Here is a 14,709-nt window from a genome sequence, read left to right as displayed (position 1 = left end):
GCGGACGGGGGCATCGATACACAGGCGAAAGGGCCGCGGCCCGTGGGAGAAGTGCAGTGGGTCTGGCAACGTTGGATATTGCGATCGTAGTGGTCTACCTGACGGGCATCTTCGTGCTCGCGCAGTGGGTGTCGCGGGAGAAGGCCGGGCACAGCAAGAGCGCGGAGGATTACTTTCTGGCCGGCAAGACCTTGCCGTGGTGGGCGATCGGCGCGTCGCTGATCGCGGCCAACATCTCCGCCGAGCAGATCATCGGCATGGCTGGTTCCGGCTATGCGATCGGCCTGGCGATCGCGTCCTACGAATGGATGGCGGCGCTGACCCTGCTGATCGTCGGCAAGTTCTTCCTGCCGATCTTCCTGCGCAACGGCATCTACACCATGCCGCAGTTCCTGGAGCAGCGCTACGGCAAGTGGATCCGCACGTTGATGGCGGTGTTCTGGCTGCTGCTGTACGTGTTCGTCAACCTGACCTCGATCCTGTGGCTGGGCTCGATCGCGGTCAGCCAGGTCACCGGCATGGACCAGACCCTGGCGCTGGCCCTGATCGGCGTGTTCGCGCTGGTCTACCAGCTGTACGGCGGGCTCAAGGCGGTGGCGCTGACCGACATCGTGCAGGTCACCCTGCTGGTGCTGGGCGGGCTGCTGGTCGCCTGGCTGACGCTGTCGCGCATCGGCGACGGCGCCGGCATGCTGGCCGGCTTCAGGCACCTGTGGAATGCGCATCCGGAACACTTCCACATGATCCTGTCCAAGGACAACCCGTTCTACAAGGATCTGCCCGGCCTGAGCGTGCTGCTGGGCGGGCTGTGGGTGATGAACATCAGCTACTGGGGCTTCAACCAGTACATCATCCAGCGCGCGCTGGCCGCCAAGAACCTCGGCGAGGCGCAGAAGGGCATGGTGTTCGCCGCGTTCCTGAAGCTGCTGATGCCCTTGGTGATCGTGGTACCGGGCATCGCCGCGGTGGTGCTGGCGCCGGACCTGGCCAAGCCCGACCAGGCCTATCCGACCATGATGCAGCTGCTGCCCAGCGGCGTGCTCGGCCTGGTGTTCGCCGCGCTGGTGGCGGCGATCGTGGCCTCGCTGGCGTCGAAGATCAATTCGGTGGCGACGATCTTCACCCTGGATTTCTACGCCAAGTTCCGCCCGCAGACCGAACAGAAGCGCCTGGTGCGGGTGGGCCGCATCGCTGCGGTGGCGTCGGTGCTCATCGGCATCCTCACCGCGCGGCCGCTGCTGGGCAACTTCGACCAGGGCTTCCAGTTCATCCAGGAATTCACCGGCTTCTTCACCCCGGGCGTGGTGGTGATCTTCATGCTCGGCCTGTTCTGGAAGCGCGCCAACGAAGCCGGCGCGCTGACCGCGGCGATCGGTTCGGTGGTGCTGTCGTTCGCGCTCAAGTTCGCCTGGCCGGCATTGCCGTTCATGGACCGCATCGGCGTGGTGTTCGTGGCGGCGCTGGTCCTGGCGGTGGTGGTGTCGCTGCTCACCCCGGCCACGCAGGCGCGCGATCTGATCCGCACCGACGACGTCGGCTACGGCACCACGCTCGGCTTCAAGGTCGGCGCGGTCGGCGTGGTCGCGATCCTGATCGCGCTGTACGCGGTGTTCTGGTGAGCGCCGCCTGAGCATCGCCGCAGCCGCCGCGTCCCAGGCTGGGTCATCAATCCCCAGGCAGACCTACTCGGGAATCGATGACACGCCCTGGCGCTCGCTGCGGTGTCGGGCGCGCGCGCTCAGGCGTCGCGCCATGGCGTGGCCAGCCAGGCCTCCAGCGCCGCCGCCGGCATCGGCCGCGCGATCCAGTAGCCCTGGCCCTCGTCGCAGCCCCATTCGCGCAGCATGGCGTAGATCTCTTCCGTCTCGATGCCTTCGGCCACCACCTGCTGGCCGAAATCGTGGCCGAGCCGGATCATCGACGGCACGATCATGCAGTCCTTGTGGCTGCTCGGCAGCGAGCGGATGAACGACTGGTCGATCTTCAGCGCGTTGGCGGGGACGCGCTTGAGGTAGCTGAGGTTGCTGTAGCCGCTGCCGAAGTCGTCGATGGCGATCTTCACCCCCAGCGCGCTGATCGCCTGCAGCTGTTCGGCCACGCGCAGCGGATGCAGGATCATCGCGCTCTCGGTGAACTCGATCTCGATGCGGCCCGGTTCCAGCGTGTGGCGCGCCAGCAGCTCGCGCAGCGTGGCGATGAAGCCGGCCTGCTCCAGGTCCACCGCCGAGACGTTCAGCGACACGCTGAAACCATGCCCCTGCTGCTTCCACAGCGCCGCCTGGGCGATGCCGGCCTGCAGCACCCAGGCGGTGACCCGGCTCATCAGCGCGGTCTTTTCCGCCAGCGGGATGAAGTCGCTGGGCGCGACCGTGCCCAGCAGCGGGTGTTCCCAGCGCAGCAGCGCTTCCACGCCGACGCATTCGCCGCTGCGCAGGCTGACCCGTGGCTGGTAGTGCAGGCTCAATTGCTCGGGCGCGCTCAACGCCTCCGGCAGCGCGGCCAGCAAGCGGAACGCATTGCGCTGGCTGGCGTCGTGGTTGCGTTCGTACAGGCTCCACGGCAGGCCGCGTTGGCGCGCCCTGTCCACCGCGGTGGTCAGCGAGCGTAGCGTGTGGTTGGCGCTCAGTGCGCCGTCCAGGCGCACCGCGCCGATCGACGGGGTCGCGGCATGCGGGATGCCCTGGTGTTCGATCGCCTCGGCGAAGGCGCTGCATACGCGCTCGCAGCGCTGGGCCAGCTGCACCGGGTCGTTGCCCTCCACCACGAAGGCGAAACTGGTGGTGTCGATGCGGTAGGTCGGCAGTCCGTCCAGCGCTTTGAGCAGGCGGTCGCGCGTGGCCAGCACGTAGCCCTCGGCGTATTCCCAGCCCAATGCCTTGACCATGTCGCGGAAATACTCGGTGCCGCAGACGTCGATCGCCACGCCGGTGTCGTGCTGGTCGGTGGTCTGCAGCGACAGCCACATGGTCAGGTCTTCGTTGAAGCGGCTGCGGTTGGGCAGGCCGGTCAGCGGATCCACGAAGCCGGTGTTGCGCAGGGTCTCGATCCGCATCAGCAGCAGATCGCGCAGTTCCTGCAGGGTCCGCCGCGCGCCCTCGTCGAAGTCGCTGCGCGGCTTGCTGTCGATCACGCACAGGGTGCCCAGGCCGGTACCGTCGGCCAGCAGCAACGGCGCGCCGGCGTAGAAGCGGATGAACGGCGGCCCGGTGACCAGGGGGTTGTCGCGGAAGCGCGGATCCTGCCGCGCGTCCTCCACCACCAGCAATTCGGGGCTGTGGATCGCATGCGCGCAGAACGCCTGGCTGCGCGGGGTCTGCGCCACGTCCAGGCCGACCCGGGACTTGAACCACTGGCGCTGTTCGTCGATCAGCGAGACCAGGGCGATCGGGGCGTGCAGGGTGCGCGCGGCCAGCTGGGTGATCAGGTCGAAGACGCGGTCGGCCGGGGTGTCGAGCAGGCACAGCTGGCGCAGGGAGGCCAGCCTCTTCGATTCGTCGGGCAGCGGCGGGGGCGAGGATGCAGGCATGCCAGATTAGCGGCGCGTGGATGGGCGACTTGAATGGCGGGCGGCGGGACGCGCGCCGGGCGAACAGCTGCGGGTGGGAAAGGTGAACGCGATGTTATGTCGGGATGGCGGCCGCCGCGGCTCAGCGCGGCGGGTCACGCTGCGGGCTGGGGCGCTTGGCCAGCTTGCGCTGCAGCGAGCGGCGGTGCATGCCGAGCAGGCGCGCGGCCGCCGAGACGTTGCCGCCGGTTTCGTGCATGGCCTGCTGGATATGCTCCCACTGCAGGCGGCTCAGCGGGGTCATCGCGTCGGGCAGCTCGACACCGTCGTCGTCCTCGGTGCCGTCCGCCTCCAGGCTCAACGCGCGCAGGATCATCTGCACGGTGGCCGGCTTGGGCAGGTAGTCGTCGGCGCCGAGCTTGATCGCCTCCACCGCGGTGGCGATGCTGGCGTAGCCGGTGACCAGCAGGATGCGCATGTCGGCGCGGATCGCGCGCAGCGGCTGGATCAGGGCCAGGCCGGATTCGTCGCCGAGCTTGAGGTCGATCAGCGCGTAGTCCGGCGGCGTCGCCGTGGCCAGGGCCAGCGCCGCGGCGCCGCTGTCGGCGGTCAGCGTCTCCAGCCCGCGGCGGGCGAGGGTGCGTTGCAGGGTGCGCAGGTACAGCGGGTCGTCGTCGACCAGCAGGCCCAGCGGGGCGTCGTTGCTCATGCGGGCGTCTCCAGGGCGAGCAGCGGCAGGCGGAAACCGACCCGTGCGCCGTGGTCCGGCGCCGGCTGGGTCCACAGTTCGCCGCCCAGGCGTTCGATGGTGGCATGCGACAGCGCCAGGCCCACGCCCATGCTGTCGGGCTTGCCGCTGCGGAACAGGGTGGCCGGCAGCGCGACCTGGTTGGCGTCGAAGCCGCCGCCGTAGTCGCGGACCTCGCCGACCAGTTCGCTGCCGGTGACCCGCACGCTCAGGTCCACCTGCGGATGGCCGGCGCGTTCGCCGGCGTCGGCGGCGTTGTTCAGCAGCACCTGCAGCAGGTGGCCGATCGCGCTTTCCAGGCGCAGCTGCAGCGGCGCGTCGTCGTTGCGGCGCAGTTGCACGGTCGGGCGCACCAGTTGCCACTGGTGCAGCACGTGCGCCAGCGACACCGTGCCGCCGCCGGCGCGCTGCGCCGGTGCGGCCAGCGCCAGCACCCGTTCGCGGCACTGCACCAGCAGTTCGCGCAGGGTTTCCAGGTCCTCGCGCAGTTCCGGCTGCTCGATCTGCTCGACGATGTCGTCGGTGAGCAGGGTCATCGTCGCCAGCGGCGTATTCAGCTCATGCGCGACCGAGGCGGCATGGGTGGCCAGGGCGACGATGCCCTCGTTGCGGGTGAAGCGCTCGCGCAGCAGCGCCAGCTCGCGCTCGCGCTCGCGCAGCGACAGCGCCAGGCGGGTGGAGAACACCAGCACCACGATGGTGGACAGCAGGAAGTTGGCGGCCATGCCCCAGCGCTGCAGGTCCAGCGCCTGGTGCGGGCCGCGCGGCAGCGGCAGGCCGAACAGCGCGCTGACCGCGTAGCCGGCCACGCAGGCCACCGCCACCGCCAGCGCCCAGCGCAGCGGCAGGGCCAGCGCGGCCAGCGCGATCAGCACCAGGAACAGCGAGCCGAAGGCGTTGCCGATGCCGCCGCTCCAGCCGACCATCCAGGTCAGCACGGTCACATCGACCAGGATGTGGCCGAAGGCGGTGGCCGGCGCGGCGGTGTCGGCATGGCGCAGGCGCAGCTGCGCATACAGGTTGAACAGGGTCAGCGCGGCCACCCCGGACCACAGCGGCAGCTGCGGCAAGGGCAGGCGCATCGCCCAGGTCGCGACCAGGATCGTGGCCGCCTGCCCGGCGGTGGCCAGCCAGCGCAGGCTGCACAGGGTGCGCAGGAACGAGGCATCGGTGGAGGTCATGGCGCGCATCGTATGCGCTAGCGCGCACGGCTGTCTGCGACAAACCGTCGCAGTCCCCGGCGCCGGGGTGGGGCGCGGCCGCCCGCTCACGCTAAAATGCGCGCATGTACGACGCCGTCAGCCGACCCACCCCCCCTTCCGACGCCGCGCCCTGGGCGCGCCGTTCCACCCAGCCGGTCCGCGTCGGGGGCGTCGTCGTGGGCGGCGGCAAGCCGATCGTGGTGCAGTCGATGACCAACACCGACACCGCCGACGTGGCCTCCTCGGTCAAGCAGGTCGCCGAACTGTGGCGCGCCGGCTCGGAACTGGTGCGGCTGACCGTCAACAACGCCGAATCGGCCGCGGCGATCCCGCGCATCGTCGACAAGCTGCGGATGATGGGCATCGAGGTGCCGCTGATCGGCGACTTCCATTACAACGGGCACCAGCTGCTGGCCGCCGAGCCGGCGTGCGCCGAGATGCTGGCCAAGTACCGCATCAACCCCGGCAACGTCGGTTTCGGCAAGAAGAAGGACACCCAGTTCGCGCAGCTGATCGAGTTCGCGCTGCAGTACGACAAGCCGGTGCGCATCGGCGCCAACTGGGGCTCGCTGGACCAGGCCCTGGCGGCGCAGCTGATGGACGAGAATTCGCGCCGCGAAACGCCGTGGGATGCCGGCCGGGTGCTGCGCGAGGCGCTGATTCGCTCGGCGCTGGATTCGGCCGAACGCGCGGTGGAACTGGGCCTGGGCCGCGACCGCATCGTGCTCAGCTGCAAGGTCAGCGGCGTGCAGGAACTGATCGCGGTGTACCGCGACCTGGCGCAGCGCTCGGATTTCGCGCTGCACCTGGGCCTGACCGAGGCCGGCATCGGCAGCAAGGGCATCGTCGCCTCCAGCGCGGCGCTGGCGGTGCTGATGCAGGAAGGCATCGGCGACACCATCCGCATTTCGCTGACGCCCGAGCCGGGCCAGTCGCGCACGCAGGAGGTGATCGTCGCCCAGGAACTGTTGCAGACCACCGGCCAGCGCGCCTTCACCCCGCTGGTCACCGCCTGCCCGGGCTGCGGCCGCACCACCTCCGAGTTCTTCCAGGAACTGGCCAAGGTGGTGCAGAACCACGTCCGCGCGAAAATGCCGGAGTGGAAGGTGAGCCATCCCGGCGCCGAGAACATGACCCTGGCGGTGATGGGCTGCGTGGTCAACGGGCCGGGCGAATCGCGCCATGCCAACATCGGCATCTCGCTGCCGGGGACCGGCGAGGCGCCGTCGGCGCCGGTGTTCGTCGATGGCGAAAAGACGGTCACCCTGCGTGGCGAGAACATCGCCCACGAATTCGTCGCGCTGATCGACGAGTACGTCGAAACCAAGTATGTCCGCCGCGCCGGGTAGCCGCCCGGCCGAGCAAGCCGCCGGGCAAGCCGCCGGCGTGCGGCACTGGTTGCGCCGCAATGCCTGGCGCATGGGCCTGCTGTTCGCCGGGGTGCTGCTGCCGATGGGCGTGTTCGTGGCGCTGGCCGACGAGGTCCACGAACTGGAGAATTTCTATTTCGACGAGCCGCTGCTGTGGAGCATGCGCGCGCTGGCTTCGCCGGGCTGGGACCGGTTTTTCAGCGTGGTCACCGAGGCCGGCTACCAGTACGGGGTGATCCCGCTGGACACGCTGATCGTGCTGCTGTTGCTGGGCCTGCGGCGCTGGCGCGAGGCCATGTTCGCCGGGTTCTCGTTCGTCGGTTCGGCGCTGTTGAACCTGAGCGCCAAGCAGTTCTTCCAGCGCGACCGGCCCAGCCTGTGGGAGTCGATCGCGCCGGAGCATACCTTCAGCTTTCCCAGCGGCCACGCGATGGGGTCGATGACCCTGGTCGCGGTGCTGGTCGCGCTGGCCTGGCGCACCCGCTGGCGCTGGCCGGTGCTGCTGCTGGCCAGCACGTTCGTGTTGCTGGTCGGCGTGTCGCGGATCTACCTGGGCGTGCATTACCCCTCCGACATCCTCGGCGGCTGGTGCGCGGCGCTGGCCTGGGTGCTCGGGCTGTACCTGCTGATGTTCCGCGGCGAACGGCGCCCGCGCTGGCGGCGCCGGCGCCGTTCCGCCTGAGCGCGGAGCACTGCAGCTACCAGCTCGAACTGGCGCCGCCGCCGCCGGAGCTGCCGCCGCCGGAGGAAGACGAACCGCTGGAGCTGCCGGACGAGGACGACGAGGACCCGGAGGACGACGAGGACGCCGCCTCGCTGGCGTAGTACGCCGCGGTGTAGGCGAACGCGCCGGGCGCGGTCTCGACCACATGGCCTTTGCGGATCAGCGCCTTGCGCTTGCGCGCCTGCTGCTGCAGGAAGGCACGGAAGCGTTGCGGCGAGCGATAGCGGCGGCCCGACAGCGCCAGGATCAGCACCGGCGCCAGCAGCTCGGCGGCGATCCACAGCCAGAACGCCAGCGGGAACAGGGCCGACAGGACCAACACGAACACGCCCGGGTTGAGGGTCAGGAAGAGCTTGAGGAACAGTCCGAAGGAACTCTGCTTGCGCTTCGATTCGGCGATGTCCTCGGGTGCGTCGCCCAGCTCGGGATGATGCCGCAGCAGACGTGCGCGCAGGTGCCGCATCCAGTGCCGTTGCAGCGGCGGCAGCAGCCACACCAGCGTCAGCAGGCCGGCCCAGGCGATGCCGCCGCGCACCCAGTCGCTCTTGTCGTCGCCGCCCGAGCGCGATGTGGGGTGCGACAGTTCGGCGACGCTGTCCGGGTCCTTCGCGGCGACGCGCGCCATGAAGCCGAAGGCGTCGACGATCGCGCCGGCCGTGTCGCCCTGGCGCATCCGCGGCGCCAGGTAATCGTCCAGCGCATGCTTGGCGACCATGTCGGGCAGGCTGCCCTCCAGTCCGTAGCCGACCTCGAAGCGCGAGCGGCGTTCCTGCATGGACAGCACCAGCAGCAGGCCGTTGTCGGAACTCTTCTGCCCCAGTTGCCACGTCTTGAACGCGCGTTCGGCAAGCTCCTCGATGCTGCGGCCGTCGAGCGAGGGCACGATGTAGACCGCGCCCCAGATGCCTTGCGTGTCGCGGACCTGTTGCAGCGAAGCGTTCACGCGCTGCCGCTCCGCCGCAGTCAGGACCCCGGCCGGGTCGACCACGTTCGGCGTGTACGCGGGAATCGCGACGGCGCGGGCAGGCAGTGTCGGCCACAGCAGCAGGGCGAGCGCGGTGATGACAAGCAGGCGCAGGGTCCGCATCGGCGTTCTTTGCAATCGATCGTGCGCCCATTATGGTGTCGCCCAGGCGCGGCGGCACCGTCATTCGCCCGGTTTTGCGCCTTCCAGCGGCGCGTGCGTGGCGGCGCGCCTGGCCAGCACCGATTCGCGATGCGCGATGTAGACGTTGGCGGCGATGATGATGCTCGCGCCGAGCAGCGTGTGCGGGGCGATCGCCTCGGCGAACAGCCACCAGCCCAGCAGCGCCACGAACGGCAGCTGCATGAAGCTGATCGGAGTCAGCGCCGAGACTTCGCCGATGCGCAGCGCGCGCGTCCACAGCAGTTGCCCGAGGGTGCCGAACAGGCCGGTGGCGAGCAGCCACAGCCAGTCGATGCCCTGCGGCCAGGTCCAGGCGAACAGGGCGGGCAGCAGCGACATCGGCACCCAGAACGCATAGGTGTAGAACACCACGGTGTTGGCCGAATCCACCCGTGCCAGCTGCTTGATCTGGATCGCCACCAGTGCGCCCATCACCGCCGCCAGCAGCGCGATCAGGGTGCCGGCGCTGAACGTGGCCGCGCCCGGGCGCAGGATGATCAGCACGCCGGCGAAGCCGCACAGCACCGCCATCCAGCGCCGCAGGCGCACGTTCTCGCCGAGCCAGAACGCCGCGGCCAGGGTCACGAACAGCGGCGTGGAGTAGGACAGCGCGATCGCCTGCGACAGCGGCAGGTGGCCGATCGCCCAGAAGCCGGCCAGCATCGACACCAGGCCGATCGCGGTGCGCAGCAGGTAGCGCGGCAACTGCGTGGTGCGCGGCAGCGACTGCCCCGGCCGCAGCAGCATCGGCAGCAGGAACAGCAAGCCGAACAGGTTGCGGAAGAACGCGATCTCCACCGTGGACAGGTGCGCGGAGGCCAGCCGGATCGCGATCACCATCAGTCCGAACGACAGCGTGCTGGCCAGCATCAGCGCGGCCGCGCGCAGCGACACCGGTTGCTTCACCAGTGCGCGCCGACGATGCGCGGTTCCGGCTCCAGGATCACGCCGAAGCGCTCCAGCACCGAGGCGGAGATGCGCCGCGCCAGCGCCAGCAGCTCGGCGCCGCTGGCCTGGCCGTGGTTGACCAGTACCAGCGCGTGCGCGGCGGACACGCCGGCATCGCCGTCGCGGTGGCCTTTCCAGCCGCAGGCCTCGATCAGCCACGCCGCCGACAGCTTGCGCTGGTCCTCGCCGTCGCCGGGGAACACCGGCAGCGCTGGGTACGCGTGCTGCAGCGCCTGCGCCTGTTCGGCCGGCAGCAGCGGATTCTTGAAGAAGCTGCCGGCGTTGCCGAGCACCTCCGGGTCGGGCAGCTTGCGGCGGCGGATATTGATCACCGCCTGCGCCACGTCGGGCGCGCCGGGCATGGCGATGCCGAGCGCCTCCAGTTCCTCGCCGATGCCGGCGTAGTCCAGGCGCAGCGCATGCAGCCGCGGCAGGTTGAATTCCACCGCGGCGATCAGGTAGCGGTCGGGCTGGCGCTTGAACAGGCTGTCGCGGTAGCCGAACTCGCAGGCGGCCGCATCCAGCCGCACGAAGCGCGCGTCGGCGCGGTCGTAGGCCTCGACCACATGCACGAACTCGCCGACCTGCGCGCCGTAGGCGCCGATGTTCTGGATCGGCGCGGCGCCGACCGTGCCCGGGATCAGCGCCAGGTTCTCCAGGCCCGACAGGCCCTGCGCCAGCGACCACATGACCAGTTCGTGCCAGCCCACGCCGGCGCCGGCGCGGACGATGGCGTAGTCGGCGCGGTGTTCGAGCGTGTCGATGCTGCGGTTGGCGAAGGCCAGCACCACGCCGGGCGCGTCGCCGGCGAACAGCATGTTGCTGCCGCCGCCCAGCGGCAGCAGCGCCGCGCCGGCCAGCTGCGGCGCCAGCAGCGCCTCGGGCAGCGCGTCGGGGGCGAAGATCTGCAGCAGCCACGGCGCCTGCGCGGCGACATGGAAGGTATTCAGCGCCTGCAGCGGTGCATTCGCGGTCAGCGACCAGGCGTTGCTCATAGCGCGGCGACCGCGCCGCGGCTGGGCGCCTCGCGGCGCCGGCGCATCGCCTCGACGCATTCGCCGATCAGCTCCGGGCCGCGGAACACCAGTCCGCTGTAGCACTGCACCAGCGCCGCGCCGGCGGCCATCTTCGCCACCGCATCGGCGCCGGAGAGGATGCCGCCGACCCCGATCAGCGGGATCGCCTCGGGCAGGCGCGCGCGCAGGCGGCGCAGCACCAGCGTGGACTGGCCCAGCAGCGGCGCGCCTGACAGGCCGCCGGCCTCGGCGCCCAGCGCGTTGCGCTCCAGGCCGGGCCGGGCGACGGTGGTGTTGGTGGCGATGACCCCGTCCACCTGCAGGTCCGACAGCACCCGCGCCGCCGCGTCGATATCGCTGTCGCTCAGGTCCGGCGCGACCTTGACCAGCATCGGCACGCGCTTGCCATGGCGCGCGGCCAGCGCTTCCTGCGCCTCGCGCAATTGCGACACCAGTTGCCGCAGCGCCTGTTCCTCCTGCAGCTCGCGCAGGCCGGCGGTGTTCGGCGAGGAGATGTTGACGGTCACGTAGTCGGCCAGCGCATAGACCTTTTCCAGGCAATGCAGGTAGTCCGACGCAGCGTCCTCGTTCGGCGTGTCCTTGTTCTTGCCGATGTTGATGCCGAGCAGGCCGTGGCGGCGGCGCGCGCGTTCGACGTTGCGCACCAGCGCGTCCACGCCGAGGTTGTTGAAGCCCATGCGGTTGATCACCGCCTGCTCGCGCGGCAGCCGGAACATGCGCGGCTTCGGATTGCCCTGCTGCGGGCGCGGGGTGATGGTGCCGATCTCGACGAAGCCGAAGCCCAGCGCCAGCAGCGCGTCGATGTGCTCGCCGTTCTTGTCCAGGCCTGCGGCCAGCCCGACCGGATTGGGGAACTCCAGGCCGAACGCGCGCGTGGGCATCGGCGCGATCGCCTTGGCCAGCAGCGGATTGGTGCCGGTGCGGTAGGCCATCTCGATCGCGCGCAGGCCCAGCGCGTGGGCGCGCTCGGCGTCGAAGGCGAACAGGAACGGGCGGGCGAGGGAATACATGGGCACTGCTCAGTTCAAGGTGCCGGCGAAAGCACGGGTGCGGTAGTGGACATCGACCAGGCCATCGACCTGGTGGCGATCGAACAGCGTGCGCAATGCGGCCAGCATCGGTTCGTGGCGCGGATGTCCGGCCAGCGGCGCATACGACGAGGACAGAAGGCGCCCGCGCAGGCCGTCGTAGTCCAGCTTCTGCACGTTCGGGAACTGGGCGGTGCCGCGCAGCCCGGCGCCGAACCAGCGCTGCATCGTCGCATCGTCGTGATAGCGCTCGGCCACCGCGCTGTAGTCGGTGCCGTAGTCGAGCAACAGCTGTTCGTAGCCGAGCAGGAACGGTGTGCCGTCGAGCAGACGTGAGTTCCAGTACACCAGTGCCAGCCCGCCGCGGCGCAGCACCCGCGCCCATTCGCGGCGCACCGCGTCCAGGTCGAACCAGTGGAAGGCCTGCGCGGCGCTGATCAGGTCGACGCTGGCATCGGGGAGGGTGGTGGCTTCGGCGCTGCCGTCGATCGCGGCGAAGCCGGGGAACCCGTGCAGCAGCGTCTCGGCGGCGGCGCGCATCGCCGCGTTCGGTTCCACCGCCAGCACCGGATGCCCGGCCTGCAGGAACATGCGGGTGGAGATGCCGGTGCCGGCGCCGATGTCGGCGACCTGCGCAGTGCGTGCCACGCCGAGTTCCCCGTGCACCCAGTCCAGCAACGCCGGCGGATAGTCGGGACGGTAGCGGACGTAGTCGGCGACGCGGTCGCTGAAGCGTTCGCGCGGAGCGGAGGCGCTCATCGGCTCAGGACCGGGCGCTGGCGAACCAGGCCAGCCCGCCGAAGAACAGCACGAACGCCAGCACCGACAGGATCGCGAGGATCACCGCGGCCCAGCCCAGGATCAGCCCGCCCACCGCCAGCCCGTCGCCCTGGAAGCGCTGCGGCTGGCGGCGGATCTCGGCGCGGGCCAGGTGCCCGGTGATGATCGCGCCGAGGCTGCCGAGCACCGGCATCAGGGTCCAGCCGAGGATGCCGGCGACCAGGCTGACCACGGCGAGGGAATTGGTTTCGCGGACGTTGCTCATCGGCCGGACTCCTTCGGGCAATGGTGGATCGTGCGGCAGGGCGCTGCGCGCATTGTGTCAAAGATCGAACTTGATGCCCTGCGCCAGCGGCAGCGAGTCGGAGTAGTTGATCGTGTTGGTCTGCCGGCGCATGTACACCTTCCACGCGTCCGAACCGGATTCGCGGCCGCCGCCGGTGTCCTTCTCGCCGCCGAACGCGCCGCCGATCTCCGCGCCGGAGGTGCCGATGTTGACGTTGGCGATGCCGCAGTCGCTGCCGGCTGCCGACAGGAACTTCTCCGCCGCCTTCAGGTTCTGGGTGAAGATCGACGAGGACAGGCCCTGCGGCACGCCGTTCTGCATGTCGATGGCCTCGTCCAGGGTGTCGTACTTCATCACGTACAGGATCGGCGCGAAGGTCTCGTGCTGCACCACGGCGTCGCCGTTGTGCAGGCCGGTGACGATCGCCGGCAGCACGAAGTTGCCGGGCCGGTCCAGCGCGGTGCCGCCGGTCTCGACGGTGCCGCCGGCGGCCTTGGCCTTCTCGATCGAGGCCAGGAACTGCTCGACCGCGCCGCGGCTGTTCAGCGGTCCCATCAGGTTGGCCGGGTCGGTGGGATCGCCGATCTTGCCTTCGACCTGCTTGTAGGCCTTGACCAGCGTCGCCAGCACGGTGTCGTAGATGGAGGCGTGCACGATCAGCCGGCGAGTGGTGGTGCAGCGCTGGCCGGCGGTGCCGACCGCGCCGAACACGATGCCGGGGATCGCCAGCTTCAGGTCGGCGCTGTCGTCGAGGATGATCGCGTTGTTGCCGCCCAGTTCGAGCAGGCAGCGGCCCAGGCGCCGCGCGCATTTCTGCGCGACCTCGCGCCCGACCTGGGTCGAGCCGGTGAAGCTGATCAGCGGGATGCGGGTGTCCTCGACCAGGCGCTCGGACAGCGCGGTGCCGGCATCGTTGATCAGGAAGAAGATGTCCGGGAAGCCGGCGTCGCGCAGCGCGGCGTTGCAGATCTTCATCGACGCGATCGCGGTCAGCGGGGTCTTGTTGGACGGCTTCCACAGGCAGATGTCGCCGCAGATCGCGGCCAGGAAGGCGTTCCACGCCCACACCGCGACCGGGAAGTTGAACGCGCTGATGATGCCGACCAGGCCCAGCGGCTGGTACTGCTCGTACATGCGGTGGCCGGGGCGCTCGGAGTGCAGCGTGTAGCCGTACAGCATGCGGCTCTGGCCGACCGCGAAATCGGCGATGTCGATCATCTCCTGCACTTCGCCGTCGCCTTCGGGCTTGCTCTTGCCCATCTCCAGCGCGACCAGCGAACCCAGCGCGTCCTTGTGCTTGCGCAGCGCTTCGCCGCACAGCCGCACCGCCTCGCCACGGCGCGGCGCCGGGGTGGTGCGCCACAGCTTGAACGCGGCCTGGGCGCGGGCGACCACGGTCTCGTAGTCCTGCACGGTGGTCGCCTGCACTTCGGCGATGACGGCGTTGCTGGACGGGTTCAGCGGCTGCAGCACGCCGGCGCCGGTGGCCGTGGACCACTCGCCGTTGCCGAGATAGGTGCCGGAATTGGACGCGGTCAGGCCGAGCGCCTTGAGCAGGTCAGCGGACATGGAATCTCCTGGGTTCGTTGCGACAGGGAGGGCGACCGCAGGCGGGGGACGCGGGACGCGAGTAGCCCGCAATTTTAGCAGACCGGGTGGGCCAGGCCGCATCTGCCGCGCGCCGCGGCGGGCTTGGCAAGCGCGGCGATCGTGCGACAATGCGCCAGCCAAGGCCCCGTAGCTCAGCTGGATAGAGCGGTCCCCTCCTAAGGGACAGGTCGTGCGTTCGAATCGCGCCGGGGTCACCAAGCTGCAACAGGCCAGCGCCGCGATGCCGGCATCGCTCAGCGCAGCCGTCTGGGTCCAGGCCGTTCGCGGCGCCTGTGGTGCGGATACGCCAGCAGTGCCGGCAGTTCCGATGCGATTCGCGCGAG

The 14,709-nt window shown here is 69.9% G+C and carries 13 protein-coding genes and 1 tRNA gene; 4 read left to right on the top strand and 10 right to left on the bottom strand.

Annotated features, from left to right (window positions below; translation table 11 throughout):
• The first annotated feature begins 56 nt into the window (after positions 1-56).
• Positions 57-1,619 carry a sodium/sugar symporter gene (locus tag NRY95_12355; GenBank protein ID UYC14543.1) on the top strand — a complete coding sequence of 521 codons (1,563 nt, stop codon included), beginning with the start codon at positions 57-59 and terminating at the stop codon, positions 1,617-1,619.
• A gap of 119 nt (positions 1,620-1,738) precedes the next feature.
• On the opposite strand, the gene NRY95_12350 is transcribed toward NRY95_12355, so the two are convergent.
• The 3 genes from NRY95_12350 to NRY95_12340 form a co-directional block, all read right to left on the bottom strand.
• A complete protein-coding gene (locus NRY95_12350) occupies positions 1,739-3,526 on the bottom strand; it encodes a sensor domain-containing phosphodiesterase (GenBank protein ID UYC14542.1) in 1,788 nt (595 codons plus the stop codon).
• 121 nt (positions 3,527-3,647) lie between these two features.
• Positions 3,648-4,214, bottom strand: coding sequence for a response regulator transcription factor (locus NRY95_12345; protein ID UYC14541.1), 567 nt, complete (start codon positions 4,212-4,214; stop codon positions 3,648-3,650).
• A complete protein-coding gene (locus tag NRY95_12340) occupies positions 4,211-5,434 on the bottom strand; it encodes an ATP-binding protein (GenBank protein ID UYC14540.1) in 1,224 nt (407 codons plus the stop codon). The genes NRY95_12345 and NRY95_12340 overlap by 4 nt, the downstream gene beginning before the upstream one ends.
• Positions 5,435-5,538: 104 nt before the next feature.
• Here NRY95_12340 and ispG point away from each other — a divergent pair, with 104 nt between their 5' ends.
• Positions 5,539-6,804 carry a flavodoxin-dependent (E)-4-hydroxy-3-methylbut-2-enyl-diphosphate synthase gene (gene ispG / locus NRY95_12335; protein ID UYC14539.1) on the top strand — a complete coding sequence of 422 codons (1,266 nt, stop codon included), beginning with the start codon at positions 5,539-5,541 and terminating at the stop codon, positions 6,802-6,804.
• Positions 6,785-7,507 (top strand): phosphatase PAP2 family protein, encoded by a 723-nt coding sequence (locus NRY95_12330; protein ID UYC14538.1) that lies wholly within the window; start codon positions 6,785-6,787, stop codon positions 7,505-7,507. The genes ispG and NRY95_12330 overlap by 20 nt, the downstream gene beginning before the upstream one ends.
• 16 nt (positions 7,508-7,523) lie before the next feature.
• Here NRY95_12330 and NRY95_12325 read toward each other — a convergent pair whose 3' ends face one another.
• The 7 genes from NRY95_12325 to NRY95_12295 are packed head-to-tail and all read right to left on the bottom strand — an operon-like array spanning position 7,524 to position 14,344.
• Positions 7,524-8,636, bottom strand: a complete 1,113-nt coding sequence (locus NRY95_12325; protein ID UYC14537.1) for a TPM domain-containing protein — start codon at positions 8,634-8,636, stop codon at positions 7,524-7,526.
• 60 nt (positions 8,637-8,696) lie between these two features.
• The gene (locus NRY95_12320) at positions 8,697-9,566 is read right to left on the bottom strand and encodes a DMT family transporter (protein UYC18578.1); all 870 of its coding nucleotides are present in this window, start codon (positions 9,564-9,566) and stop codon (positions 8,697-8,699) included.
• Positions 9,567-9,598: 32 nt separating this feature from the next.
• Positions 9,599-10,639 carry a UDP-N-acetylmuramate dehydrogenase gene (gene murB, locus NRY95_12315; GenBank protein UYC14536.1) on the bottom strand — a complete coding sequence of 347 codons (1,041 nt, stop codon included), beginning with the start codon at positions 10,637-10,639 and terminating at the stop codon, positions 9,599-9,601.
• Positions 10,636-11,691 (bottom strand): quinone-dependent dihydroorotate dehydrogenase, encoded by a 1,056-nt coding sequence (locus NRY95_12310; GenBank protein ID UYC14535.1) that lies wholly within the window; start codon positions 11,689-11,691, stop codon positions 10,636-10,638. Before NRY95_12310 ends, murB begins: the two co-directional genes overlap by 4 nt.
• 9 nt (positions 11,692-11,700) lie before the next feature.
• Positions 11,701-12,468 (bottom strand): class I SAM-dependent methyltransferase, encoded by a 768-nt coding sequence (locus tag NRY95_12305; protein UYC14534.1) that lies wholly within the window; start codon positions 12,466-12,468, stop codon positions 11,701-11,703.
• Between the two features lie 4 nt (positions 12,469-12,472).
• Positions 12,473-12,754, bottom strand: coding sequence for a DUF4190 domain-containing protein (locus NRY95_12300; protein ID UYC14533.1), 282 nt, complete (start codon positions 12,752-12,754; stop codon positions 12,473-12,475).
• 57 nt (positions 12,755-12,811) lie between these two features.
• Positions 12,812-14,344 carry an aldehyde dehydrogenase family protein gene (locus NRY95_12295; protein UYC14532.1) on the bottom strand — a complete coding sequence of 511 codons (1,533 nt, stop codon included), beginning with the start codon at positions 14,342-14,344 and terminating at the stop codon, positions 12,812-12,814.
• 162 nt (positions 14,345-14,506) lie between these two features.
• On the opposite strand from NRY95_12295, the gene NRY95_12290 reads away from it, so the two are divergent.
• Positions 14,507-14,583 (top strand) — tRNA-Arg (locus NRY95_12290).
• Positions 14,584-14,709 lie beyond the last annotated feature (126 nt).

The organism is Xanthomonas campestris pv. phormiicola (assembly GCA_025666215.1).
GTDB lineage: Bacteria > Pseudomonadota > Gammaproteobacteria > Xanthomonadales > Xanthomonadaceae > Xanthomonas_A > Xanthomonas_A campestris_A.
Note: the sequence above shows the minus strand (reverse complement) of the source record. Positions and strands in the feature narration are given on the sequence as shown.